The sequence below is a fragment of the Micromonospora inyonensis genome, from assembly GCF_900091415.1.
Lineage (GTDB): Bacteria > Actinomycetota > Actinomycetes > Mycobacteriales > Micromonosporaceae > Micromonospora > Micromonospora inyonensis.
The window spans coordinates 1114167-1139454 of sequence record NZ_FMHU01000001.1 but is presented as its reverse complement, the minus strand read 5'-3'; the positions used below and the strand labels follow the sequence as shown (position 1 = coordinate 1139454).

At 72.5% G+C, this 25288-nt stretch carries 30 protein-coding genes; all 30 read left to right on the top strand.

The annotated features are described in order from the left end of the window. A complete protein-coding gene (locus GA0074694_RS30695; RefSeq protein ID WP_141713968.1) occupies positions 1-189 on the top strand; it encodes a hypothetical protein in 189 nt (62 codons plus the stop codon). Further along, positions 186-389, top strand: a complete 204-nt coding sequence (locus GA0074694_RS05140) for a hypothetical protein (RefSeq protein WP_091453217.1) — start codon at positions 186-188, stop codon at positions 387-389. Before GA0074694_RS30695 ends, GA0074694_RS05140 begins: the two co-directional genes overlap by 4 nt. Next, positions 386-766, top strand: a complete 381-nt coding sequence (locus tag GA0074694_RS05135; protein ID WP_091453214.1) for a hypothetical protein — start codon at positions 386-388, stop codon at positions 764-766. The genes GA0074694_RS05140 and GA0074694_RS05135 overlap by 4 nt, the downstream gene beginning before the upstream one ends. Then, positions 766-1053: a hypothetical protein gene (locus GA0074694_RS05130; RefSeq protein WP_091453211.1), complete on the top strand. Its 288-nt coding sequence runs from the start codon at positions 766-768 to the stop codon at positions 1051-1053. Before GA0074694_RS05135 ends, GA0074694_RS05130 begins: the two co-directional genes overlap by 1 nt. Before the next feature lie 122 nt (positions 1054-1175). Further along, on the top strand, positions 1176-2222 hold the full coding sequence (locus tag GA0074694_RS05125; protein WP_141713966.1) for an HNH endonuclease: 1047 nt from the start codon (positions 1176-1178) through the stop codon (positions 2220-2222). 119 nt (positions 2223-2341) lie between these two features. Next, positions 2342-3268: a hypothetical protein gene (locus GA0074694_RS05120; protein ID WP_141713965.1), complete on the top strand. Its 927-nt coding sequence runs from the start codon at positions 2342-2344 to the stop codon at positions 3266-3268. 221 nt (positions 3269-3489) lie between these two features. Continuing rightward, the gene (locus tag GA0074694_RS05115; protein ID WP_091453204.1) at positions 3490-3795 is read left to right on the top strand and encodes a hypothetical protein; all 306 of its coding nucleotides are present in this window, start codon (positions 3490-3492) and stop codon (positions 3793-3795) included. Between the two features lie 129 nt (positions 3796-3924). Further along, positions 3925-4479: a helix-turn-helix domain-containing protein gene (locus tag GA0074694_RS05110; RefSeq protein WP_176737786.1), complete on the top strand. Its 555-nt coding sequence runs from the start codon at positions 3925-3927 to the stop codon at positions 4477-4479. Further along, positions 4454-6091: a hypothetical protein gene (locus GA0074694_RS05105; RefSeq protein WP_091453198.1), complete on the top strand. Its 1638-nt coding sequence runs from the start codon at positions 4454-4456 to the stop codon at positions 6089-6091. Before GA0074694_RS05110 ends, GA0074694_RS05105 begins: the two co-directional genes overlap by 26 nt. 10 nt (positions 6092-6101) lie before the next feature. Continuing rightward, entirely contained in the window at positions 6102-6359 is a 258-nt protein-coding gene (locus tag GA0074694_RS05100; protein WP_091453196.1) for a hypothetical protein, read from the top strand. Then, positions 6356-9223, top strand: a complete 2868-nt coding sequence (locus GA0074694_RS31440) for a hypothetical protein (protein ID WP_176737785.1) — start codon at positions 6356-6358, stop codon at positions 9221-9223. Before GA0074694_RS05100 ends, GA0074694_RS31440 begins: the two co-directional genes overlap by 4 nt. Positions 9224-9225: 2 nt before the next feature. After that, a complete protein-coding gene (locus tag GA0074694_RS05090; RefSeq protein ID WP_091453193.1) occupies positions 9226-9435 on the top strand; it encodes a hypothetical protein in 210 nt (69 codons plus the stop codon). A 91-nt stretch (positions 9436-9526) separates the two neighbouring features. Further along, the gene (locus tag GA0074694_RS05085; RefSeq protein WP_091453189.1) at positions 9527-9931 is read left to right on the top strand and encodes a hypothetical protein; all 405 of its coding nucleotides are present in this window, start codon (positions 9527-9529) and stop codon (positions 9929-9931) included. Beyond that, positions 9928-12609: a 2'-5' RNA ligase family protein gene (locus GA0074694_RS05080; protein ID WP_091453186.1), complete on the top strand. Its 2682-nt coding sequence runs from the start codon at positions 9928-9930 to the stop codon at positions 12607-12609. The genes GA0074694_RS05085 and GA0074694_RS05080 overlap by 4 nt, the downstream gene beginning before the upstream one ends. Before the next feature lie 31 nt (positions 12610-12640). After that, a complete protein-coding gene (locus GA0074694_RS05075; RefSeq protein ID WP_091453184.1) occupies positions 12641-13048 on the top strand; it encodes a hypothetical protein in 408 nt (135 codons plus the stop codon). Further along, positions 13048-13323 carry a hypothetical protein gene (locus tag GA0074694_RS31435; protein WP_091453181.1) on the top strand — a complete coding sequence of 92 codons (276 nt, stop codon included), beginning with the start codon at positions 13048-13050 and terminating at the stop codon, positions 13321-13323. Before GA0074694_RS05075 ends, GA0074694_RS31435 begins: the two co-directional genes overlap by 1 nt. Next, on the top strand, positions 13320-14306 hold the full coding sequence (locus GA0074694_RS05065) for a hypothetical protein (RefSeq protein ID WP_091453179.1): 987 nt from the start codon (positions 13320-13322) through the stop codon (positions 14304-14306). The genes GA0074694_RS31435 and GA0074694_RS05065 overlap by 4 nt, the downstream gene beginning before the upstream one ends. Next, positions 14303-14746 (top strand): hypothetical protein, encoded by a 444-nt coding sequence (locus GA0074694_RS05060; protein WP_091453175.1) that lies wholly within the window; start codon positions 14303-14305, stop codon positions 14744-14746. The genes GA0074694_RS05065 and GA0074694_RS05060 overlap by 4 nt, the downstream gene beginning before the upstream one ends. Positions 14747-14761: 15 nt before the next feature. Continuing rightward, positions 14762-15100 (top strand): hypothetical protein, encoded by a 339-nt coding sequence (locus GA0074694_RS05055; RefSeq protein ID WP_091453171.1) that lies wholly within the window; start codon positions 14762-14764, stop codon positions 15098-15100. After that, positions 15100-15531, top strand: a complete 432-nt coding sequence (locus GA0074694_RS05050) for a hypothetical protein (protein ID WP_091453168.1) — start codon at positions 15100-15102, stop codon at positions 15529-15531. Before GA0074694_RS05055 ends, GA0074694_RS05050 begins: the two co-directional genes overlap by 1 nt. After that, positions 15531-15851 (top strand): HK97-gp10 family putative phage morphogenesis protein, encoded by a 321-nt coding sequence (locus GA0074694_RS05045; RefSeq protein ID WP_091453165.1) that lies wholly within the window; start codon positions 15531-15533, stop codon positions 15849-15851. Before GA0074694_RS05050 ends, GA0074694_RS05045 begins: the two co-directional genes overlap by 1 nt. 13 nt (positions 15852-15864) lie before the next feature. Next, positions 15865-16413: a phage tail tube protein gene (locus tag GA0074694_RS05040; RefSeq protein WP_091453161.1), complete on the top strand. Its 549-nt coding sequence runs from the start codon at positions 15865-15867 to the stop codon at positions 16411-16413. After that, positions 16413-17087, top strand: a complete 675-nt coding sequence (locus tag GA0074694_RS05035) for a chorismate mutase family protein (RefSeq protein ID WP_091453157.1) — start codon at positions 16413-16415, stop codon at positions 17085-17087. Before GA0074694_RS05040 ends, GA0074694_RS05035 begins: the two co-directional genes overlap by 1 nt. A 14-nt stretch (positions 17088-17101) precedes the next feature. Beyond that, positions 17102-17308: a hypothetical protein gene (locus GA0074694_RS05030; protein WP_091453155.1), complete on the top strand. Its 207-nt coding sequence runs from the start codon at positions 17102-17104 to the stop codon at positions 17306-17308. Between the two features lie 33 nt (positions 17309-17341). Further along, a complete protein-coding gene (locus GA0074694_RS05025) occupies positions 17342-20275 on the top strand; it encodes a phage tail family protein (RefSeq protein ID WP_141713963.1) in 2934 nt (977 codons plus the stop codon). After that, positions 20275-21765: a phage distal tail protein gene (locus GA0074694_RS05020; protein ID WP_091453149.1), complete on the top strand. Its 1491-nt coding sequence runs from the start codon at positions 20275-20277 to the stop codon at positions 21763-21765. Before GA0074694_RS05025 ends, GA0074694_RS05020 begins: the two co-directional genes overlap by 1 nt. 13 nt (positions 21766-21778) lie before the next feature. After that, entirely contained in the window at positions 21779-23074 is a 1296-nt protein-coding gene (locus tag GA0074694_RS31430) for a glycine-rich domain-containing protein (protein ID WP_091453145.1), read from the top strand. A gap of 8 nt (positions 23075-23082) precedes the next feature. Then, positions 23083-24207 (top strand): hypothetical protein, encoded by a 1125-nt coding sequence (locus GA0074694_RS31425; RefSeq protein ID WP_091453141.1) that lies wholly within the window; start codon positions 23083-23085, stop codon positions 24205-24207. Further along, entirely contained in the window at positions 24204-24929 is a 726-nt protein-coding gene (locus tag GA0074694_RS05005; protein WP_091453137.1) for a hypothetical protein, read from the top strand. Before GA0074694_RS31425 ends, GA0074694_RS05005 begins: the two co-directional genes overlap by 4 nt. A 72-nt stretch (positions 24930-25001) precedes the next feature. Next, the gene (locus GA0074694_RS05000; RefSeq protein WP_091453135.1) at positions 25002-25256 is read left to right on the top strand and encodes a hypothetical protein; all 255 of its coding nucleotides are present in this window, start codon (positions 25002-25004) and stop codon (positions 25254-25256) included. Positions 25257-25288: the final 32 nt, after the last annotated feature.

Below are 25288 nucleotides of genomic sequence, written 5' to 3'. Positions count from 1 at the left end.
ATGCAGCCCGGAGTGTGGATCGGCGCGAGCATCCTGCTCGGCCGGCCGGTGCCCGTCGACGAGCGGTACCCGCACATCTGCGGGATCACCCTCACCGGTCGGGCCACCGGCCGCAAGCGGGTCCGGCTACAGCCGCGTGACTGCGCTGCCTGCGCCACCCTGCGCGCCACCCGGGGTGACCCGTCATGACGCGGCAGGACCTGCTCGACGCCCTGCTGACCGAGCGATACGGCCCTCCTCCCTTGCCGCCGGCCGAGCCGCCCCACCCGGTCGAGCAGGCCCTGGCGAAGCGGGCAGCGCTGGAGGACGACGCTGCGCGCCGGATCCGGCGACGCCGGCGGCACCTGGCCCTGCTCGACGCCGGCGATCAGGAAGAGCCGGCGGCGTGACGCACAACCCGAACAGCACGATCGGAGACACCCTCATGCAGACCACCCTCGGCCCCGAACACGTCGAGCTGCTCGTAGCGATCAGGCAGGGCCGCGTGCACAGCGACCCCCGCTACACCCGGCCGGACTTCGAGAAGCTGCCCGACCCGCCGTTCGGCCTGCGCCGCGCCGGCCGGCGGCTCGGTCCGCTCATGGCGGCCCGCCTGGTTCGGCTCGCCGAGGACGCCGACGACCGGGACGGCGTGCGCCTCTACCAGCTGACCGAACGCGGCGAGGAGGTGCTGGCCGAGGCCCTCCGCCAGGAGGCAGCTGCGAACGCGGACGACACCACGGCGGTCATCGGCGCTGGCGTTCCGGCCGGCTCGGCGGGTGCGTGATGCAGCGCGGCTACCGGGGCAGGCCGAAGTGGGAGACCGACGTCGCTGTTCGCGAGGTCCGCACCCCGGAGGAGGCCGTCGAGCGGGCCCGCAAGGGCCGCGCGCTCGTCGACGCCGCCCTCGCCGGGCAGGCCCCGCCCGAGGTCACCGAGAAGCCGGCGGCCCGGGTCGCCGGCTACGAGATGGTGGCCTGCTGCGTCTGCTACACGCCCGTCTGGGGCCTGCCGGGCTCACGGTGCGACACCTGCCCGCCCGACGCTCCACCAGACATGTCGTTCGCCCGCTGACCTGCAAACAGCCCCTACACGCCCGCCCGGCGCGGCCACCGGAACCGGTGGCCGCGCCTCGCCATACCGGGAGAGCCATAGATGTTGATCATTAGTTGTCGTGTCCCGAAAGGACGCCGCTAATGCCTTGGGGGCGCATCGACGACCGGCTGGCCATGTCCGTCAAGGTCCGTGGCCTGGCCGACCCCGGTGCTACCGGGCTGCGGGCGAAGAAGCAGCGCGCCGAGGCGCTCGGCGTGTGGACCCAGCTGCTGTCGTGGGTGTCCGGCGAACGGTCCGACGGGTTCCTCACCGCCGACATCCTCGACCTGTTCGGCTGGGACGAGGCCAACGAGCGGCTCATGCGCGCCCGGTACGGCCGGGCGCCGCTGCTGCACCGCCGCGACGACGGCGAGCGGTGCGAGTGCATGAACGGCCGGACGTGGGTCGACGACTGGGATTACTTGATCCACGACTACCTCGACCGCAACCCGTCCCGGTCGGAGAACGACGTCCACAAGGCCAAGGCCAAGGAGCTGAAGAACTCCGCCCTGAAGGCGGCCGTCCGGGCCCGCGACCGCGACGTGTGCCGCTACTGCGGCAACTTCTGCCCCTTCTCCGACCGGGTCTCCGACGCCGGCCTCACTTACGACCACGTCGACCCCGAGATCGCCGACGGCCTGTCCAACCTCGTAGTGGCCTGCCGCGGCTGCAACCGCCGCAAGTCCAAGCGCACCCCCGAGGCCGCCGGCATGGTGCTGCGTCCCGCGCCCGGCGAGCAGCCACCCGCATCCGGACCAACGTCAGACCTGAGTCCGGACCTAGGTCCGGACTCAGGTCCCGACCCAGGTCCGCACTCAGGTCCCGATCCAGGTCCCCCACCCACCGAAACGCCTGCCACCAGCGGCAACAGCGCACCCGTCTGCCTTCCGACCAGCGCCGTCACCAGCGTCCCGACTCAGGTCGCGTCGTCTCCCGGGACGGGACGGGGCGGGTCGGGCACCGCTCCCTCACTAGGTCCCCCACGCCCCGGACCACCTACCGCCCACCGCATCGGACCCCCGACCACACCCCGAGGCCCCCTGCACGGATCCCCGTACCTCCGCACCTCCCGGCCCCTTCCCGAACACCACGCCGGACATCCACCGCAGCCCGACCCCGAGCACCAGGACCGCACGGAGCACCCATGACCAGACGTCCCTCCCCGCCCGCAACCTGCTCCACCTGTGCCTGGTGCACCCGCCCGGACCCGACCGGCGGAAACGTCTGCCAGCCCTGCTATGCCCCCGTCCACCGAGCAGTGCGGGACATGGCACGCGACGCCACCGAGCCGGTCGTCAACATCGCCCGGCAGGCTCGCTACGGCGACCGGGACGGCCCTCGCTCGACCGAGCCGCCTATCCCGGTCGACCTGGACGCCTCGGCCGCCGCGTGGGCCGCCGCGCACGTCGTGGTGACCTGGATGGACCACATCGCCCGCACCCGGGGCGTCCCGCTGCCGACGCGGCAGCCCCGCCCGGTCGGGCCGCTGTGCGCCGGTGCCGGGTGGGCCGCTGCGCCGGGCCGGTGCGGTCACCCGTCGTGCGACGCGATCCGCCACGACCGTCCGGAGCACCCGGTGGCGGCCGCCGCCCGGTTCGTCGCCGCGCACCTCGGCTGGCTGCGCCGGACCCCGGACGCCACCGCCGCCGGCGAAGAGCTGCTCGGCGCGGCGGCCGCCATGGCCCGGCTGATCGAGAACCCGGCCGACCGGTGGTTCGCTGGTGTCTGCGCCGAGCCCCTCGCCGACGACCCGGCGCAGCACTGCACCACCGACCTGTACGCCTGGCCCGGCGTGACGTGGGTCCGCTGCCCCGGCTGCCAGACCACCCACCAGACCGGACCCCGCATCCGCTGGCTGCTCGACGAGGCCCGCGACGTCCGGGGCACGGCCACCCAGCTGGCCCACGCCGCCGTCCGTCTCGGCCGGCACTGCACCGCCGGACAACTGCGTGCACTGGTCCAGCGCGGCCGGCTGCGGGTGGCCACCGTGCCGGTGGTGCCGTTCGGCGCGGAAGGCCCGGCGGCCGCCGACGTCGACGAGTGGCGTCGGCCGCGATACCGGTTCGGTGACGTCCTGGACCTGCTCGACCAGATCGCCGAACAGAAGCGCGTCGACGAGGCCGATCGGGCACGCCGAGCAGCGGAGAGAGCGAAGAGGATCGAGGTCGGAGAGGTCGAGGTCACCCCGGCTTGATCACGCTGTGAGCAGGGCGTACGCTCCACTGCCAGTAGGACCAGTGCGTCCACAGGATGACAGACCAGCAGCCCCGCACCGACCCAGTTGGTGCGGGGCTGCTGCGTACTCCTGGACAGGGCGGCCACCTCCCGGTGGGCGCCTGGTGGGCGAGCCCAAGGGACAGACCATCGCGTCTGCACCGACGAGCCAACCGCCCTGTCCAGGCCAGCCCGCAGCCCATGGGGAGCGTGCACGTGGTCGCCCGGTCAGCAGGCCGCAAGGGCCGACGCCATCGCAGAGCGAAGGTCGACCTGCAGGCAGCCACCACCACGTGCTGGTTGTGTGGCCATGGTGGTGCGTACGAGCTGGACCACGACCCACCTCGCAAGGTGCTGCTGCGTCTGGGCCTGGACCCGGACGACCCTCGCTTCCACAAGGCGGCGCACGGTTCGTCGTGTCGGTGCCCGACGTGTGGCCAGTGCTGCAACCAGGTCAAGGGCGACCGGGCGGCGCGGCGGTCCCGGATGGTGCGCGACTGGAACTGACCACCCGCCCCCGGGGGTGAAGTCCGTGGGGGGACACGCGGGAGGTCCCAGGGCCGGCAGCCCCCTTTTTCTCTCCCCGAAAGGGCGTGACCTGCGGAAATGGTCAAGGCGACACAGGATCAGACGCCCGTGATCGGTGCGTCGATCAACGCGGTGATACGCGATCGGATCCGGGATCTGCGGGATCGGTCCGGCATGGGCCGGGACGAGCTGGCCGAGCGGGCACGGCAGTACGGGGCGCCGGAGTCGTTCACCGCGAACGTGGTCGGCTTCTTGGAACGTGGCCGCCGGGGCCTGACGTTGGAAGAGCTGCTCGCGCTCGCCGGCGCGCTTGAGGTGACGCCGCTGGAGCTGCTCGGCGACCAGGCCGCCGTGCTGGTCGGCGAGGGCCAGGTGGAAGCGCCGGTCTGTCCGAGCTGCGGCGGTGAGGCGGGCCAGCTGGAGAAGACGGTCCGCGCCGACGTCGACCAGCTCGGCGAGCTGGGTCCGTTGGAGGAGACGCTGACGAAGACGGCGGTGCGGCTGGCTGCCGAGATCGACCGGCTCAGCGGAGAGGGCATTAAGGAGCTGCCGAAGCTGACCCGGGAGCTGCGCTCGGCCGTCGAGCAGATCCTGAACGGGCGGCGCGCGGTGGACCCGGACGACGAGGAAGACGACCTTGACGATCTCGGCACCCCCGATTGATCGTGAGTACGCCGATCGGGTCCGCGAGGTCTACGGGCTGACCTGCCTGCCCCGGTGGGGCACCCGTCGCAACTTCGACCGGCCGACCCTGGGTGGGAAGGCCGCCAAGGTCGCGAAGGCGCTCGGTACGCCGTACATGCCGTGGCAGCGGTACACCGCTGACATTGGCCTGGAGATCGATCTCGACAGCGGCCTGTTGGCGTACCGGGGTGTGGACCTGACGGTGCCGCGCCAGTCTGGGAAGACCACCACGGTGCTGTCGATCGCGGTGCACCGGGGCAACGCGTGGCCGAGGCAGCGGATCCTCTACGGCGCGCAGACCGGCACCGCAGCCAGGGAGAAATGGGAGGACGAGCACCTCCCGATCTTGGAAGAGGCCCGGTCGCTGCGGGGCAAGTACCGGGTCCGCAAGGCCAACGGCCGTGAGGCCATCATCTGGACGAAGACCCGGTCGCTGCACACCCTGACGACGAACAAGGAGCAGTCCGGCCACGGCAAGACCTTGGACCTGGCGCTGCTCGACGAGTACTTCGCCCAGGTGGACTACCGGCTGGACCAGTCCACCGGGCCGGCGATGATCACCCGGCCGAACGCGCAGAAGTGGCGGCTGTCGACGGCCGGCACGAGCCGGTCGGTGCCGTTCAACGCGATGCGCAAACGCGGGCGGGCCGCTGTCGAGCAGGGCCGGCAGAGCAAGATCGCCTATCTGGACTGGTGCGCGCTGCCGGGCATGGACCGGACCGACCCGGCCGTGTGGCGCACGTGCATGCCGGCGCTGTGCCCGGCCCCGGTGCGCGGGTTCTGCCGCTGCTCGAAGGAGTGGCGGCACACGGTCACCGACGACGCGATCTTCGGCGAGCTGGAGTCCATGGCCGCCGACCTGTCGGAGTTCGACCGCGCGTACCTGAACATCGCCCGGGAGGACGGCGAGGTCGACCGGGACCCGCTGGTGCCCACCCCGGAGGAGTGGGAGCTGCTCGGCGACGCCGAGAGCATCGGCGGGGACGTCGTGGCCATCGGCATCGACATCACCCCGAAGCGCGACCACGCGGCGATCGTCGCGTGCGGCTTCGACGCGTTCGGCTTGCCCCGGATCGTGGTTCTGGAGCACGGCGAGGGCACCGAGTGGCTCCGGGAAAGCATCGAGAAGTGGCACGCGAAGCTGAAGCCGGTCGCGTGGGTGCTCGACGAGAAGTCACCGGCCGCGACGCTGGTCCTGCCGATGGACCGCCTCGGGATCCACCGGATGAAGGAACGCCGCGAGGACTGGCAACGCGGTCACCTGTGGATCCCGACCGTCCCGCAGTACGGGGCCGCGTGCGGGGACTTCGTCGACATCGTCCGCCAGGGCCAACTGGTGCACCTGGAACAGCCGGAGCTGGCCGTCGCGGTCGACGGCGCGGCGAGCCGGCCGCTGGGCGACGGACTGTGGGCGTGGGCCCGGAAGATCGCCTCGGCGGACATCTCCCCGCTGGTCGCCGCGTCGCTGGCCCTGGCCGCGCTGCTGCGCTATCAGGACCTGGCCACCCCGCAGACCGTGGTGGCCGCCGCTCGTACCGCGCCGAACCCGGCCGGGGACATGTACCGCCCGACCGGGCGCCTGGGCATCTGAGGAGGACCCGATGCGGATCACGGTGAGCATCCCGAGCGTGCAGGCCCCCACGCTGGTGTCGAACCTGCTGGGCGTGGCCGGCCTACTCGGCCTGATCGTGTCCGTCGGGGCGCTGGCCGGCTCGTGGTGGTGGTCGACGCTGACCGGTTCGCTTGTCGCGATCGGGCTGGCGTACGTGACGCACGCCCACACGCAGGCCGAGGCGGCCCGCCAGGCCGGCGAGCAGGCCGGTGAGGCCGTTCCGCTGCGTGTGGCGGGTTCGGCATGAGGTCGTGGTTGTTCCCGCCCCTCGCACCAGTGCGGGCGGCGGAGGCGACGTCGCAGCAGGTGATGGCGACCGGGGCGGCCGGCGCGGCGTTCTCTGTCGACCCGGTCGACGGGGAGCGCGGGTGGCGGCCGGCCGGCACGGGCGGGCACCGGGAGGTGCCGTGGTGGACCACCGAGCGGGCCCGGATCCACTCGGTGGCGTCGTACCGCTCCAACCCGATGGCCCGCGCGATCATCGACACGTACACGGCGTTCTGCGTCGGCGACTCGGGTGTCAGCTATCAGGCCAACAGTCCCGAGGTCGCCGTGGTGGTCGACCAGTTCTGGAACGACCCACGCGTGCAGCTCTTCGCGTTGCAGGACCGGATGCTGCGCGACCACATGCTCATGGGCGAGACGGCCCTGCAGATGCTCGTCGGTCCGCTGTCCGGGGTCACCCGGATCTCCCCGACCCCGGTCAGCCAGATCACCGACGTACGGCTCGCCGGCGGGAACCCGCTCTGGCCGGCGGAGCTCGTCTTCGGCGGCGGTGCCGGCGGAGGCCTGGCGCTGCCGGTCGTGGCGGTCAACGACTTGACCGGTCTGCGCGAGGGCAAGGTCATGTGGTGGCGGTCCTGGATGGCGTTGATGGACGACCTGCGCGGTGACCCGTTCCTCACCCCGATCCTGGACCACCTTGGCTCATACGACCAGGTGATCTCCAACCTGATCGACCGGACCGCCCTGGCCCGGTACCTCGTCTGGGACGTCACCGTCGAGGGCGACCAGACTGCCGTCGACGACTTCGTGAAGGCCCGGGGCGGGACACACGTCCCGCCGTCCGGGTCGGTCGAGGTCCACAACAAGTCCGTCAGCTGGGAGGCGAAGACCGCCCCGACCGGGGCGGACGAGGACTCCATCGCCGGCAAGAACGTGCTGACCCTCGTCGCCGGCGGCGCGGGCCTGGCGAAGACCTGGTTGGCCGAGCCGGACGGCGCGAACCGCGCCACCAGCTTGACGATGGCCGAGCCGGTGCGCCGCCGTGTCGGCGGGGTGCAGAAGCTGTGGCTCGGCTACCAGACCGAGTTGCTGCGCTTCGTCGTCGACCAGGCGGTGGCCGCGCGTCGGCTGCCGCAGATGGTCACCGCCCGCGACCCGCGCACCGGCCGGGAGTTCGCGATCCCGGCCGCGCAGTCGGTCACCGTCACCGGCCCGTCCATCAGCGCCTCCGACGCGGAGTTCACCGCCAAGATTCTCCTGAATTTGAGCACGGGCTTGGAGAAGCTCGTGCAGTCCGGGGTGCTGTCCAAGGAGGCCGCCCGGATCGCCGCGCGCAAGGCGTGGGAGGACTACATGGGCGTGCCGTACACGGCCGACCTGGACTCCCCGACCGCCGACCCGGGCGACGTCGCCACCGCCGTGGAGGAGAGCTGGCGCAGCACCGAGCGGGACAACTGGAACCCGCAGGATCACCCCCGCGACGATCGGGGCCGGTTCGCCGGGAAGTTCGGCGGGTTCGCCGCAGGCCTGGCCGACCGGCTGAAGCTGTCCGGCCGGATCTCCCTCGGCCTGGGCGAGTGGCTGATGGCCAGCGACCGGGCCCGGGGCATCGACCGGTCCGACGACATGCTCTTCGCAGTGATCGGTGGACCCGGCGGCCCGCGGCTGCGCCTCGGAGTGGTCTCGCCGGATGACGTCACCCGGTGGCGCGCCGGCGACGACGGCCGCACCGCCGAGTTCGGCCCCAACGGCTGGGACCGGCTCTACAACACCCTCGACGACGTCGACGACCGCGCGTCCCGGGGCGAACAGGTGTCGGGCATGGTGCTCGGTGAGGACTGGGGCGACGTCACGTACCGCGTCGACGACGACAACCGGTGGCGGCTGGCCCTCACCGTCCGCCCCAAGGGCGCGACCACCGACTGGTCGGCGTGGGTTGACTCGAAGGGCGGCGGCATCGTCTTCGAGCGGCCGCAGCTGCGCACGATGCTCACCCAGCTCCGGTCGCTGTGGACGGCCGCACGTCACCGCGGCGACCGGGAAGCGCGGGGCCGGCGCCGCGCCTATGACCCGGACCAGCCGCGCGACGACGACGGGAAGTGGACATCGGGGTACCAGGGGCGGCGACGCGGTCCCGACCCTGATGCGGGTCCGGCCGCCGCCACGCCTTCCGCCCAGCAGCTGATGGCCACCGCCGCTGGCGGCGACTACGACGCGTTGCAGAAGCAGTGGGCCACGGTCCTGGACGGCACGTACGCCGGTATCCGGGTCCGTACCAGCGGGGCCAGCGTCTTCCAGTGGAAGCCGGAAGGGTCCACCAGCCCGGTGGACGTGGCGGTGGGCAACGCCGACCTGATCAACGCCGACGGCGACAAGATCGGCACGGTCACCCGGGCCATCTCCCCGGACGGCGACGGCCAGCTGTACGCCGTGCACGCGTACCTGCAGATCGACGATCCGGACATGCAGGGCGGCGGGTTTGCCCGAGCCTTCAACGCTCACCTCGAACGGTGGTACCGGGAGGCCGGCATCGACCGGATTGAGCTGGAGGCCAACATCGACGTCGGCGGGTACGCCTGGGCCCGCTCCGGATACGACTTCAAGACCTCCACGGTCGCCATGAAGATCATGGGTCGGCTGGAGGACTATGTCGGCCGGGCCGAGCGGGGAGAGCTGGACATCCCCGCCGACCGCGTCGACGAGCAGATCGAGGCCGCCGAGGCCCTGCTGGAACGGACCCGCACCAGCGCGTTCGGCAGCGTCGACTACCCATCGGCGTACGAGGTGTCGCAGTTGGGTCGATGGCCCGGCGCGGGCCGTGAGGACGCGTGGATCGGGAAAGCTACGCTGCTGGGATCGAGCTGGGAGGCAGTGAAGCCGCTGTGAGCATGGACCCGGAGCGCCGCCGCCGTCTGGTCGCCCTCGGCGACTGGCACCGCGAGTGGGCCGACAAGCAGGACACCGCCGCCGCCTTCGACCCCTCGGGTCGACCGCCCGGCAGTGACTACAACCAGCACCACGTCGACGTCGACGCCACTGGCCCGGCGCAGGACGAATACCACACCAAGGCCCGCAAGATCATGGGCATCGACTCGTAGCACCCGCGCTCACCGCGCACCCACCGAACGCCTCTCGGCATTGCCGAGGGGCGTTCGTGCGTCCAGAGCACCAACCGAACTGGAGGACCCCATGTCCCTGACCCGCGAGCAGGCCGCGCAGGCCCTCGGCATGAAGACCCGCGAGGTCGTCGACGTTGTCCGCGACGGCGACGGCTACGTGGTGACCACCCACGACGGACAGCGCACGCCGGTGGCGCGGACCGGCGAGGTCGCCCGCCGGAGCCGGGTGAACGGAAACGACCGGACCACCCCCGCCGCCGGTACGCCGGTGACCCCGACCCCGACCCCGCCGCCGGCCGGTCCGGACTCGGCCGGGGCGGTGCCTGACGGCAGCGCCGCCGAGGTGATGACGTGGGTGGGCGTCGACGTCGACCGGGCCATCGTGGCCCTGGCCGTCGAGGAGGCCCGGGACAAGCCGCGATCCGGGCTGGTCGGCGACCTGCAGAAGGTCGTCCGCTCCGGCAGCGGGGAGTGACCGTCGCCGTCCGGGTCACCGAGGCGGCCCCGCCGGTGCCGGGCGGCTCGTGCATGGTCTGCCTCGACCTGGCCGACGACGTGGCCGCCGGCCTGGCGGTGCCGGGCGGGCTCCCCGCCGCCGAGCTGCACGTCACCCTCGCCTACCTCGGCAAGGCCCTCACCGACGCGCAGCGCGACCAGGTCGCCGCCATCACCGGTGAGGTCGCGGCCGCGCACCCGCCGCTGACCGGGCAGGTGGGTGGGCTCGGCCAGTTCCCGCCGGGTGATGACGGTGTGCCGGTGTGGTCGCCGGTCGACGTGCCGGGCCTGGCCGAGCTGCGTCACGACCTGGTCGCCCGACTGGCGGCCGCCGGCTTGCCGGTCAGCGGCGACCGGGGCTTCACCCCGCACATGACCCTGACCTACCTCGCCGACGGGGACACCCCGCCGGCACCGGTACCACCGACGACCGTGCGGTTCGACGCACTCACCTGGACGCACGGACCGGCCTGGACGGCGGTCCCGTTCGCCGCCCCGGCGGCGGACTCGAGGACGGAGAAACCAGCAGTGACCGAGAGCACCCACCGCGACCGGGTGCCCGGCCGAGTGATCGAGGCCAAGGGCGTCAACTCCGCCGGCGGCCGAGTCTTCCGGGTCCGGATCATCCGCGCCGGCGAAAGCAAGAACCGGCGCCGCTACCCGCACCAGGTGCTGGCGGCCGCCGCCCAGCTCTACGAGGGCGCCAAGGCGTACGACCACCACCGCACCGAGGACGAGCTGCGCAGCTCGACGATCGCCGGGCTGGTCGGCTCGTACCGCAACGTCGCGGTCGAGAGCGACGGCCTGTACGGCGATCTGCATTTGCTGCCCTCGGCGACGCACGCCGCCGAGGCCCTCGACGCCGCCCTGGCCGCGCAGGAGACCGGCCTGGAGCCCCTCGTCGGGATCAGCCACGACGTCCTCGCGACCTGGTCCACGCCGACCGGCGAGGGCGAGCAGCGCATGGAGGAAGCGACCTCCATCGTCCGCGTTTTCTCGGCGGACGTCGTCGCCGACCCGGCCGCCGGGGGCATGGCTACCCGGATGGTCGCCGGCGGCACCGACCGCACCACCGACACCCCGGGCGCACCGCCCGGTGGAGAGAGCAGGGAGTCCGACGTGACCGCACCACTGGATTCGGCCGCCGTGCTGGCCGCCCTCAAGGGCGCCAGCAGCGAGCAGCTCGCCGAGGTCGGCCTGGCCTGGGCCGGCCCGGCCGACACCACCGCCGGCACCGGTGCCGGCGGCACCACCGACACCGGCGGGACCGCGCCGGCCGCGGCCCCGCCGGCGAGCGGGGCGACGGAGAGCGTGCAGCGCAGCCTGGAAGCCGGCCAGCCGAAGACCAGCTTCCTGGGCCAGCTGATGATCCGGCACAAGGTCGAGGCCGCCGGCCTGCCGATCGCCGTGGTCGAGTCCGTGACCATGGCACTGCCCGAGCAGATCACCGAGAGCGTCGTCGACGCGCAGATCACCTCTATCAAGGCCGGTCTCGCCGTGGTCGAGCGCGCCGGCCTGGTGGGCACGGCCAGCATCGGCCCCGCCCAGGTCACCAAGGAGTCGGCCGAGAAGCGGGCCGCCGCGCTCGACAAGTTCTGGGACGGCGACTACACCGAGGGCTACAAGTCCCTCAAGGAGGCGTGGGCCGACATCACCGGCTACCGGCCGCAGGCATGGGGCGAGGACGTCAACCGGCGGATCCTGCGGGAGTGCTTCGGCGCCGGCTTCGACAGCGCGGTCCGGGGCAGCGAGTCGATGACGTCGGGGTCGTGGTCGCAGGTCCTGGGTGACAGCATCACCCGCCGGATGATCCGGCTGTACCGGCAGCCGGGCCTGCAGTCCTGGCGGAAGGTCGTCTCCGACATCGTCCCGGTCTCCGACTTCCGCGACCAGAAGCGCGTGCGGATCGGCGGGTACGGCACCCTGCCCGTGGTGAACGAGGGCGCCCCGTACCAGCCGCTGCAGTCCCCCGGGGACGAGGAGGCCGTCTACAAGGTGATCAAGCGGGGTGGGACCGACGACCTGACCCTGGAGATGATCGCCAACGACGACATCGGCGCGATCCGCAACATCCCCCGGCTGCTCGGCCTGGCCGCCGCCATCACGCTGTACCGGTTCGTGTGGGACCTGCTGCTGACCAACGTGGTCTGCACGTACGACTCCACCGCGCTGTTCCACACCAACCACGGCAACACCGACAACCCGCTGTCGCTCGGCTCCACCGGCCTGTCGACCGCCCGCCGGAAGATGCGCAAGCAGGCCGCCTACGGGGACACGACAAACATCCTGTCGATCACCCCGCAGCTGCTGATCGTCCCGCCGGAGCTGGAGGAGACCGCGTTCCAGCTCACCACCAGCGCGGTGGCGGTCACGTCCAACAGCGACGCGACGATCCCGAACATGCACCGGGGCCTGGACTTCGAGGTCCTGGACCACTGGGCGGACTCCAACGACTGGATCGCGGCCGCCGACCCGGCGATGGTCCCGATGATCGAGATGGGTTTCTACCAGGGCCGGCAGGAGCCGGAGCTGTTCACGCAGGCCGACCCGTCCACCGGAACGATGTTCAACGCGGACAAGTACACGTACAAGATTCGCCACACCTACTCCGGCACCCCGCTGGACCACCGCGGTTTCTACCGCGGCGCCAACGCCTGACCCCGCCCCGACGAGACGAACGGAGAACGACGTGGGTATCGAGTACCGCGAGCTGCGCGGCGACATGACGGTCAGCGCGCCGATCCCGCCCACGCTGGCCGGCACGGCCGTCGAGGTGCCGATCATCCGGTTGCCGTACGGGGCGCAGATCACCGGCGTCCTGTGGGTGCCCGGCGCGGCGATCACCGCCAACGGCTCCAACTTCTTCACCCTGACCGTCCGCAACCGGCAGGCCGGCGCGGGCACGGTGGTGGTGGCCACCCGGGCGTACAGCGCCGGCAACGGCGCGGCCAACACCCCGGAGACGCTGACCGTGTCCAGCACGGCGGCGGACCTGCAGCCGGCCGCCGGGGACGTGCTGACCGTGCACGTCACGCACACCGGCACCGGCCTGGCCGTCCCGGCCGGCCTGGTCCAGGTCACCTACCGGATCCGCTGATGGTCTCCGCCAGCGCGGTGGCCCTCACCGGCGACGACCAGCAGATCGCCACGGGACCGGCGATCTACCGGGGGTACGCGGTGCGCGCCACCACCGCGGCGGTGGTCCGGATCTGGGACGGCACCGAGGCCTCCGGCACGCTGCTCGATGTCGTCGCCCTGGACGTCGACGCCACCGCCGCCGGCTGGTACGGCGGCGGTGGCATCCGGGCCGGCACCGGCGTGCACGTCGAGGTCGTGTCCGGCACTGTCGAGGGGTCGGTGCGGATCGGATGAGCCTCATCCGGGTCGCCCGCACCGCCGCCGCGCCGCTCACCCATCTGTTCGGTGCCGGCGAGGAGCCGCTCGTCCCCGACGGCGAGGTGAGCGTCTCGGGTGCCGGACCGACCGGCGTGGTGTTCGCCGGCACCGCCACCCCCGACAACGGCGCGTACACCTACCAGATGCCCGGCCAGTCGCTGCTGCAGAGCATCGACGTGACCTGGACGGCCACCGTCGGCGGGACGACGGTCGTCGAGCACGACCAGGTCGAGATCGTCGGCGGGTTCCTGTTCACCTTGCGGCAGGCCCGCGACTCGGACGCGACCCTGCGGGACACGGTCAAGTACCCGACCACCGACCTGGTGCGCGTGCGCACCGAGGTCGAGCAGGAATGCGAGTGGATCTGCGACCAGGCGTGGGTGCCCCGGTACCGGCGGGTGGTGCTCGACGGCACCGGCACCCCCGACCTGGTCCTGCCCTCCGGCGGTGACCAGTGGCGGGCCGGGGTGCACATGCGCGGGGTCCGGGCCGTGCGGGCGGCGTCGATCGCGGCCCGGGTCGGGCAGGACCCGGTGCCGCTGACGCCCACCCAGCTGCAGGCCCTGGCGGTCCGCCCGGACGGGTCGCTGCGCCGCGTCGACGGGGCGGTGTGGACCGCCGGTGACGGCAACGTGGTCCTGGACTACGAGTACGGTGCCGACGCCCCGCCGGCCGACCTCGTCCGGGCCGCGCTCACCCGGCTCCGGGACCGGCTGAACTTCGACAAGAAGCAGGTCCCCGACCGGGCGGTGTCCTTCACCATCCAGGACCTGGGCACCTACCGCTTGAGCCTGCCGGACGCGTACCGGACCGGTCTGCCGGAGGTCGACGCCGCGTACGCCCGGTACTCCCGGCGGGTGTCCGACAGCACCGGCCCGGGTGGCCGGGCCGCGCCGGCGAGCCGGACCCTGGACTACAACCCGCAGTACCACTCGATCTTTCACGGTGGCCGCCGGTGAACCCCGAGGGGCTGCGCTGCAAGCGGGCGCTGTTCGACCGGCTGACCGCGCAGGCCGGGCCGGGTCTGCCGCTGGCCGGGGTGCAGGTGGCGTACGCCTGGCCCGGCGGCACCGCCCAGCGGGAGATGGTCTACGGCGGCGGGGTCCGGTTCACCCGCACCTCCGCCGGTCACAGCGGCACGGGGGAGCTGTGGCTGGAGACCGCCACGATCGGCCTCTACATCCGGGTGCGGACCCCGGGCGCGACGGTCGAGGAGACCGACGCCCGGGTGCAGGAGATCGCCGGAGCGGTCGAAGACCTGCTCGCCGCCGATCCGGAGCTGGCCGACGGCTTCACGTACTCGCAGATGTCCGGAGGCACCGCCGACTACGCCACCGACGACGAGGCCTCGGTCAGCGTCCTGGCGTACCAGGTGGCGTGTCAGTACTACCTCGACTGATCGGAAGGATCTTCTGTGGCAACCGTAGGAACGGGTGTCATCACCCGCGCGGCGTCGACGAGCGATCTGTCGCCGAACGCCGCCAGCGCGTCGGGGGACAAGTTCACCGCCGGCCACGACGTGTGGCTGTTTCTGGAGAACACCTCGGGTGCGCCGATCACCGTCACCGTGACCACCCCCGGCACCGTGCGCGGGCAGGCCATCGCCGACCTGACCATCAGCGTCCCGGCCGGCGGGTACGCCGTGCGCGGGCCCTGGCCGGCCGACACGTTCGGCGACGCCGGCGGGCTGGTGTCGTTGACCTACTCGACGCACACCGGCCTGTCCTTCGGCGCGTGGAAGGTCGGTGCGTGATGGCTCGCGCGAAGCTGACCGGCCCGCAGCCGGCCACCGACGAGCAGCACACCCCGCCGGCGGAGCCGGCCGTCGACGAGCAGCCGACCCCGACCGAGCCGCCGGCGGCTGCGCCGGTGGCCACCGAGCCGGGCTGCACGCACCCGCAGTGCGTGCTGGAGCACCCGCACGCCGGGCCGGCAGTCCTCGACACCCCGGCGGCCGTCGACGTCGACCAGGACCAGGCGCTGCGGCGGGTCGTCGACGCGCGGGCCGAGCTGGACGCCGCCACCGCGGCGGTGCTGCCCGCCGCCGGGTACGTCATCGCCACCGCCGCCCTGCACGTGCCCGGCGGTGCGCGGGCCCACGTGACCGGCGACCGGGTGCCGGTGGGCAACGTCGCCCGCAACGGGTGGGAGCACCTCGTGCGGCCGCCGGAGCCGGGCGAGTAGTGGCCTCGTCGGTCGAGGTCGTCGACGTCCACGTCGACCGGCACGAGGCCGCTCTGCTCGGTGACACCCCGGCCGCCGCTGACCTGGTCACCGACGTAGCCGAGGGCGTGGCGATGGACGCCCGCGCGCACGCGCTACGCCGCACCGGCCGGGGCGCGGCGTCGATCCAACCGTGGCCGGGCCGCGACGGACGCGGCCCGTACACCGACGTGTCCTGGGATCAAGATCACTTCTACATGTCGTTCCACGAGTTCGGCACGAGCATCCATCCGGCGCGGCCGGCGCTGGGGCCGGCGCTGGACCGCTACGTGCACCTGTGAGGAGAACAAGACCATGGTGAGTCCGAACAAGGGCCAGCTCGCGCTGGGCCCTGGGATCCTGCGAGAGGCCCCACTGGGCTCGCTGGAGCCCAGCGACCTGAGCACGCCGTGGGATCCGGCGTGGAACACGATGGGTTATACCAAGGACGGCTCGAAGATCAGCTACGAGCTGGACACCGGTGCGGTCGAGGTGGCCGAGGAGATCGACCCGATCCACATCGCCATCAATTCGAGGAAGTTGAAGGTCGCGTTCGCGCTGATGCAGCTCACCGCGACGAACCTGCGCACGGCGTGGAACGGCGGCACGATCACCGCCGGCACCGGCATCGTCATCTACGAGCCGCCGGAGCCGGGCGAGGAGGTCCGCCGGATGTTGGGCTTCGAGTCCAGCGACGGCACGGAGCGGTGGGTGTTTCGGGAGTGCCTGCAGGGCGGCAACGTCGAACTGGAGCGCAAGCGCGGTAGCGACGCCGCCAACATCGGCAACGAGTTCATGCTGGCCAAGCCGGCACCGACCATTCGCCCGTTCGCGGTGATCCTCGCGGCGCCGGCGAGGGCATGATGGGGCGCACCTACGTCAGCGCGGCCAAGCGGGCCGCCGCCACCCCGCCGCCGGCCGGGACGCTGGGCGAGGTTCTCGCCTGGGTCGACGGGCACACCGGTCGGGCCCGGCAGCTGCTCGCGCAGCTCGACGCGACGCCGGTCAACAGCGGCGACCAGGCGGCCGTGGCCGCCCGCAAGGAGCTGGTCGACGCCTTGCTCGCCGTCTTCCCGTCCTTCACTCTCGACGGTGAGACGTTCCGGGTGCTGGGCGAGCTGCAGCTGCTCGACCTGTGCGAGCTCATGCGCCTGAACAAGCGCGGGGTGAAGACCGTCGACCCGGTGGCCGTCGCCGCCCTGGCGGACTTCTTTCAGGGCGCGCTCGGTGCCGACGAGTACGAGCGGTTCCGCTCGTACTGCCGGGAACACGCGGTCGACCCGGATGTTCTCAGCGACATCATGGAGGGGGTCGCGGAGGACCTCACCGAGGTCCCTACGTCACGGCCCTCTCACTCTGTGGGTGGGCCGTCGAGTGCTGGCCATGGATCGAAGGTCGACTCGCCCTCGGCGCCGGCGCCGATGTCCTCGGACGGGTTCCAGGATTTTCTGCAGCGGCGTACCGAACCGGACCCGGGCCCACTGGGCATCTCGATGAGGGACCCGCAGCCGCCCCGGGAGTTCGTCTACTTCGGCTGACCGCGCGGGACGGTTTGCCGCTGCTGTACGGGCTGTGCGACGAGTGGACCGCCCGCCGGCACCTGCTCGCCGCGCTCAGCGGCGAACCGGACCCGCTCAACGACGCGCTCGACGTCGACCAGGACCACGACGGCGAGTCCGTCGACGAGCCGGCGGCGGCCGGCGGACCGTCTCCGGGGCGGCTCGCGGAGATCGCGGCGCTGTCGGCCGCGTGCGGCTGACCGGGAGCACACACAACTTCATAGGGGGTGTCCGTGGCGCGCACCATCGGGGAGGGCCTGGTCCGGGTCCGCCCGGACACCTCGCAGTTCGGCCCGGACGCGGAGCGGAGCATGGTCTCCGCCCTGCAGCGCACCGTGTCCCGGCTGGAGAGCGTGCTCAACCGGCTGGAGCCGATCGCGGCACGGGCCGGGCAGGCCGCCGGCCGCCGGTTCGCCTCCGGCGTCGACCGGGAGACGTCGCGGCTACGGCCGCTGCTGAACGGGCTGTTCCGGGTGTCCGGGGCGGCCGTGCTCGGCGGCGGCATGGCCTACGTAGCCGCGCAGGCCATCGCGTTGACCTCGGCGATCATCCCGGCGATCGGCACCATCCTCGGCCTGCCCGGGGCGGCGGTCACCGCGGCGGCCGGGCTCGGCGTGCTGGCGATCGCCACCCGAGGCCTCGGCGACGCACTCACCCAGGAGTCCGCCCGGGGCGGCGGCGCCGCGCAGGCTGGGGCGCGGGCGGTCGAGGCCGCCACCCGGGCGTACGAGGCCGCGCAGAAGCGCGTCGTGGCGGCTCAGCGCGACGCCACCCGCGCCGCCCGGGACCTGATCGAAGTACGGGAGGAAGAGGCCGAGCGGATCCGGCGCAACGCCCTCGATGTCGAGGGCGCCGCCCTGGCGGAGGAGGCTGCGGCCCGCCGCGTGAAGCAGGCGGAGACCGAGCTGGCGGCAGCCAAGGCCAAGAGCAAGCCAGACGCGGCCGAGATCGACGAGGCCGCGTTCGCCCTGAAAGAAGCCAACCACGCGCTCAAGGAGGCCAAGGCCCGGCACGAGGAACTCGCCGCAGAGCAGGCCGAGTCGGCGCGGGTCGGGGTCGAGGGCTCCGAGGCGGTGCAGGACGCCCTGGAGCGCCAGCGCGAGGCCGAGGCCGCCGTAGCCGAGGCCAAGAAGGAAGCCGCGGCCGCGCAGAAGGAGATCGCCCGCGCTGGCGAGTCCGCCGGTGGCGGCGGTGGCGTGTCCAAGGCGGCCGAGGCCTACGCCAAGCTCGCCCCGTCAGCGCAGGCCGTGGTCCGGGTGATCCGGGAGCTGCGGCCGGCGTGGGACCGGATGGCCCGGTCGGTGCAGCAACGGGTGTGGGCCGGCGTCGCCGGCGACGTCCGAGGCCTGTCCGACCGGTACCTGCCGGTCCTGACCAACCGTCTCGGCGACGTCGGCGGGGCGTGGAACACCGCGATCCGACAGAGCGCCAAGCTGGCCATGTCCAAGGGGTTCGTCCGCGACGTCGACACCACCCTGGGCAACGCCGCGGCGACGTCGGACCGGCTGGCGCGCGCGGTCGCGCCGGTCGTCTCCGGACTACGGCACATCGGGGTGGTCGGCTCGTCCGTGCTGCCCGGTCTCGCCGGCGACGCCCAGAACCTGGCCGAGCGGTTCGAGGCGTGGACCGCCCGCGCCCGCGAGTCCGGCCAGCTCGAACGCTGGCTACGCGGTGGCCTGGACGTGCTGCGGCAGCTCGGCACGATCGCCCTCAACGTCGGCGGCATCATCACCGCGATCTTCCGGGCCGGTGGTGCCGAGGCCGGCGGGGACATGCTCTCCGGCCTGGAAGCCGGCACCGCCCGACTACGCGCGTTCCTCAACAGCGCGGAGGGGCAGGAGCGGATCTCCACCGTCCTGAACGCCGTGCGCGACGTCGTCGAGGGCGTGGTGGCGTCGCTGCCCGCTCTCGTGTCCGGTGCGGAGACCCTCGCCCCGGCGCTGTCGCAGGCAGCCGGCGAGGGCGGCAGCTTCCGCGACACCCTGGCAGTCGGCGGCACCGTCGTCGGGTTCCTCGCTGACCACCTGGACACGCTGATCACGTTGCTGCCGTGGCTGGCTGCCGGGTTCGTGTTGGTCAAGGGCGCGCAGACCGCCGCGAACCTGGCAGCGGTGGCGATGGTCCCGATCAAGATCGCGGAGGTCGCCGCGAACTGGGGCCTGCGCGCCAGCATGAACGCGCACACCGCCGCGCTGGTGCAGAACACGGCAGTGACCCGGGCGGCCGCCGGCGCGCAGGCCGCCGAGACCGCCGCCACCAACGGGGGGATCATCGCCAAGGGTCGGGCGGTCGTGGCCACCACGGCGCAGCGGGTCGCCGCGGTTGCCGCGAACGTGGCCACCAAGGCCTGGGCCGCCGGTCAGTGGCTGCTCAACGCGGCCATGTCCGCGAACCCGCTGGGGCTCGTGCTGATCGCGATCGTCGCCCTCATCGCCGGGATCGTGCTGCTGTGGCGCAACAGCGAGACGTTCCGCACGATCGTCACCGCCGCGTTCAACGCGGTCTGGTCGGCGATCAAGTTCGTGTGGGACTGGGCGTCGGCGAACTGGCCGTTGCTGCTGGCGATCCTGACCGGCCCGATCGGCCTCGCGGTGCTGTTCATCGTCAAGCACTGGGACCAGATCAAGGCCTCGGCGGCCGCCATGTGGCGGTCGATCAGCGACGGCGCGACCAGCGCGAAAGACTGGATCGTCGGCAAATTCACCGCCGTCGTCTCGTTCTTCGACGGCCTGCCAGGCAAGATCGCCGCGAAGGCCCGGGGCCTGTTCGACGGCCCCGTCTCGGCGGCACGCGGCGGCATCAACATGATCATCGACGCCTGGAACCGGCTCGACTTCGGCATGTCGGTCCAGGTGCCCGACTGGGTGCCCGGGATCGGTGGGAAGGGCTTCTCCATCCCCGACCTGTTCCCGGACGTCCCGCGGCTGGCTGCGGGCGGTGTGGCGCGGGCCCGGCCGGGCGGGATCCTCGCCAACATCGCCGAGGGCGGCGAGGACGAGGCCGTCGCGCCGCTGTCCGCGCTCGCCGCGATGATCACCGCCGCCGTACGCGAGGCCGGCGGTGGTGGCCGTGGTGTCAACGTCGAAAAGCTCGAGGTCAAGGCGTTCACCGATCGGTTCTCGCTGCGTCAGGTCCAGGAGGAACTCGCCATGCACGGAGCACATTGATGGCGCTCAGCGAGGGCCAGGTGCAGCTGCGCGACCTGGTGATCGGACCGGGCACCCCGTACCGGTTCGTCAAGGGCAGCCACTTCAACCCCTTCAAACGCGACGTCCGGGCCGACCAGGGTGGTGCGCGGGCCTGGTCGGCCGGGTCGTGGTCCGGGGCGGAGTGGGCCGAGCAGGTGGCCATCGCCATGCGCCTGGTCGTGCTCGCCCGAGGCCCGGCCGAGTACGTCACCCTGATGTCCCGGCTGCTCGCCGCGTTCGCACCATCTGGTGGCGACGTCGATCTGCGGTTCGTCCTCGCCGGCGCCGAGTACCTGATGCGGGGCCGACCCCGCATGGTCGACCCGGAGTCCCGGCACCTCGACGGGCACACCTACGTCCAGGCCGCGTTCGTCGCGCTCGACCCGACGATCTACAGCGGCACCGAGCACGAGGTGCCGCTGAGCCTGCCGTCGACCGTCGGCGGGCTGACGGTGCCGCTGACCACGGCGGTGCTCGCCGCCGACGCGTTCGGCCGTACCGCGACGGACAGTTGGGGCACACCCGATGTCGGCCCGGCTTGGACGACGTCCGGTGGCGTGGCCGCCGACTACCAGGTGAGCGGTGGAGTCGGCACCCACCGCGTGGGCGCCGTCAACGCCTCCCGCTGGTCGATCCTCACCGGGGTCGCCGCCGCCGACGTCGAGATCAGGGGGGTTGTCTCCACCAACGCGTTGGCCAGCGGTGGCGGGCACTTCGAGGCCGTCGCCACCCGGTTCGCCGACCCGAACAACTGCTACCTGGCCCGGCTTGAGCTCGCGTCGAACCAGACGGTCATCCTGACGCTGCGCAAGAGGGTAGGCGGAACGGAGACGCAACTCGCCACCCACACCACCGGCCTGACCCACACGCCCGGCGGTAAATACACCGTGGTGCTGCAGACGGTCGGCCCTGTCGTGCGTGCCAGGGCCTGGCAGACCAGCGACCCGAACGTGTGGCACCTGCAGACAACCGACACGGACCTGACCGCAGCGGGTGCCGTGGCGATCAGATCGATCCTGTCCTCGACGAACACCAACCCCCTGCCGGTGACCGCGAGCTGGGACGACATCCAGGTCACCACGGTCGGCGGAGGTCTGACGGTGCCGGTCACCGTGGCGGCCGCCGTCACCTCCGGACGAGCGTCAATCACCAACACCGGCACCAAACCGGTCGGGCTGCGGATCCGCGTCGACGGGCCCGTGGTGGAGCCGCGGGCCTCGCTGCTGACACCGGACGGCACCGGCATCGTCCGGGTCTGGACGGACCTGACCGCCGGGCAGTGGCTGGACATCGACACCGCCGCCCGCACCGTCTACCTCAACGGCACCGCCAGCCGGCGGGGCGTCACGACCGTCACCGGGATCGGCTGGCCCGTCCTGCCACCCGGCACCCACGAGATCGCCTTCGACGCCTCCACCTACTCCGCCACCGCTACCGCCACCGTCCGCTGGCGTGACACCTGGCACTGAAAGGAACCTCATCATGGCCGATCCGCTGTGGATCAACGCGTCTGCCGGGTTACCGGCGTACTCCGCGAACGAACTGCGCCAGGCCATGGCGCTGGTGCTGGCCTACGGCGGCCGGGCGATGGGCGCCCGCGGCGGCGTCCGCCCGGGCGGCACTCAACTGCAGGTGTCCCTGGCCGGCAGCACCATCACCGTGCAGCCGGGTGTCGCGTGCGTCGACCCCGCGCTGACCAGCCCGCAGGGCCCGTACTGGGTGGCGCTGCCGGTCGCCGAGACCCCCGGACCGCTCGCGGCCGCCGACGCCACCAACCCGCGCAAGGACATCGTGATCCTGAGGGTGTACGACAACGACGAGGACTCCTCCGGGCTGCGCCTGGCCCGCTCGGAGTACCTCGTCGGTGTCGCCGCGGCGTCCCCGACGGAGCCGGCAGTCCCGGCCGGCGCGATTCGCCTGGCCACAATCGACGTGCCTGCCAGCCCCGGCGCGCCAGCGGTCACCGACCGGCGGCCGTTCGTCGTCGGGTCAGGCGGCATCCTGCCGGTGCGGGACCAGGCCGAACGCGACGCCCTGGCCCCGTACGGCGGGCTGCACGTGTGGCGGATGGACCTGCGGCGAGTCGAGGTCTACGACAGCGTCGGATGGCGCACGATCGCCGCGCAGACCCAGGTGTTCGCCACCGTGGGAGCGCCGCCGAGCGGCGGCGGGACCTGGTCCAAGCCGTTCGGCGCGCGCAGCGTGTGGGTGCGCTGCCAGGGCGGCGGCGGTGCCGGCGGCGGCGCGACCACGAACGCGGCCGGCGCGGCGTCCGTAGGCGGCGGCGGTGGTGGCGGCGCGTACGCCGAGGACATGATCGATGCTTCCACGCTGCCAGCCTCGGTGACCGTGACCGTCGGCGCGGGGGGTGCTGGTGGTGCTGGCGCAGCTGGTGGCACCGGTGGCACGTCCAGCTTCGCCACCTACGTCACCGCCCCCGGTGGAGCCGGTGGCCCCGTTCGCGCCACCTCGGCATCGTCGTTCGCCATCGAGGGCGGCGCCGGCGCGACCACCGGCACGGGCACCGTCTTCTGCGGCAGCGCTGGGGAGGGCGGCTGGGGAGAAGTGGCTCTCGGCTACAGCGGTGCCGGCGGCGCGTCGCACCTCGGCGGCGGTGGCCGCGGCTCCCGCACCGTCAACCAGCCGTCCTCCGTGTCGGGCACTGCGGGTAACCGCTACGGCGGTGGCGGCGGCGGAGCGGTTGTCGCCGGCACCGGCGCGGCCGCCGCCGGCGGCGCTGGCGGGCAGGGTGTCGTCATCGTCACCACCTACTTCTAGGAGCTGACGTGATCCTGTCCTGGCTCGGATGCGACCTGGTGACCGGCCGCATCGTCGAGGAACTGCCCGACCTGCGTCCCTCCGGCACCATCGCCAGCGTCCTGGGTGCCTACACCTCCGCCAGCTTCGCGCTACCGATTCCGCTGGCCGGGCACGGCGCCCCACCCCGCGACTGGCTCGGCGCGACCGAACCCGGCCGGTCGATGATCGTCGCGGTCCTGGGGGACACCCCGGTCTGGGCGGGGATCGTCCTGACCCGCCGTGGCGGCACCGGCGGCACCGTCGAGCTGGCCTGCGTCTCCCTGGAGGGATACCTGGACCGCCGCTACGTCCGTGACCACGAGTTCGTCCAGGTCGACGAGGCGCTCATCGCCGCGATCCTGGTCGACGACGCGAACATCGAGGGCATCAACCTGATCGTGGACGCGCCCGACACCGGCACCCTGCGGGACCGCACCTACCTCGACCAGGACGACAAGACCGTCTACTCCGCGTTGCGGGAGCTGATGGGCGTCATCGACGGCCCCGAGTGGACGATCCGGCTGGACTGGGCCGACGCCAGCCGGACGGCCGTGGTCGCGATCGTGCAGGTCCGCAAGCGCATCGGCTACGCCTCGTCCGAGCCGAACGCCATCTACACCACCGGCACCGCCAACGCGGTGCTGGCGTCGGCCGGCGCAGCCGAGGCCGCCTACACCTACAGCGAGGACTACACCTCCGGCAAGGGCGCCAACCACATCGTCGCCACATCCTCGGGCGAAGGCGACGCCCGCCCGCAGTCGACACCGGCCCGCGACGAGGATCTCTTCGCCGCAGGCTGGCCCCGCTGGGAGCACCGCTACAGCCCCTCGTCGTCAATCAGCGACATCTCGACCCTCGACGAGCACGCCCAGCAGGCACTGCTGCTGATGTCCCGAGGATCCCGCACCGTCACCATCACCGCCCGCGCCGACACCTACCCGCTGCTCGGCACCGACTGGAACGTGGGCGACGACATCGGATACGAGCTCACCGGCCACCGGCACCCGACCGGCCTCGTCGGCGTCGCCCGCGCCGTCGGGTGGGAACTGGACGCCACAGCCGGAACGGTCTCCCCGATCCTGCTCAACCCCGGAGAGGACCTCACCCAGTGATCCCATCCGACCAGATCCCCCCAGGCCAGGACTGGCTGGTCCGCCGTATCACCGACCTGGAACGGCAGGTCCGTGAACTGCTCGCCGGCCGCCGGCTGGCGTCGGCGAGCATCGGTGCCGGCGGCATCACCGTCAAGGGCGGAGAGGTCATCGTCGAGGCACCCGACGGCAGCATCATCGTCCGCCTCGGCCGAGTCCCGTTCGACACCGACACGAAACCGGGCCTGGTCGCCTACCGGTCCAGCGCTGAGGGCAGCGGCGTGGCCATGAGCCTCTTCGACGGCATCTGGGCCGTGTGGGACCGGCAGGGGCACATCGTCCTGTCCACCGACGAGGTCTCTGGGCAGGGCATCGCCCGTCCCTGGCTACCCGTCACCTGGGCCGGATCCGACTACACCCAGTGGCCTGGCACTACGGAATCCTCGTTCAGCCCGCTGGTGGAGACCGCCGTGCCCCGCCAACAGCCGCGCCTGTTCGTACGGCTGCGCCACACCACCGACGCGTCCGGCACCACCGGCGAGGTACGGCTGATGTGCGACGGCACCCAGCTTGGCCCCACCATCGCCGTCGGCTTCTCCGTGGGATTCACCGACATCGGACCGCTGCCGCTGCCAGCCGGCGACTTCGGCGAGATCCTCGGTATGAGCGTCGCCGGACGGCGCACCGCTGGCACGGGCGCCGTCCGGGCGATGGTCACCGCGTCGTGGACCCAGCAGTCCTAAGCCGGCGGTGACGGGCAGCGCGGGTTAATCCCGATCTCCTGCGGCAGGCACTGCATCGGCGGAGGCGGCGCCGTGGTCATCCGCGGCGGCGTCTCCGGGGCATCCGGCGTCGGCTCTTCCGTCGCCGCCGGCGGCGTGGTCGGCGGCGCGGTGGTCGGCTCGACCTCCGTCACGGTGCTCTTCCCGCTCTTCGTCACGGCCGCCGTCGACGACGTCGCCGACGGCGCGGGAGCCGTGGTGGCCACCGGCCCGGTCGCCGGCGTCGGGCTCCGCACCTCCGTGGTCGGCGCGACGTCGCCCTCATCCGACACGGTCCGCACCTGCTGAGCCGGCCGGTCGCCGCTCACCAACGACACCGC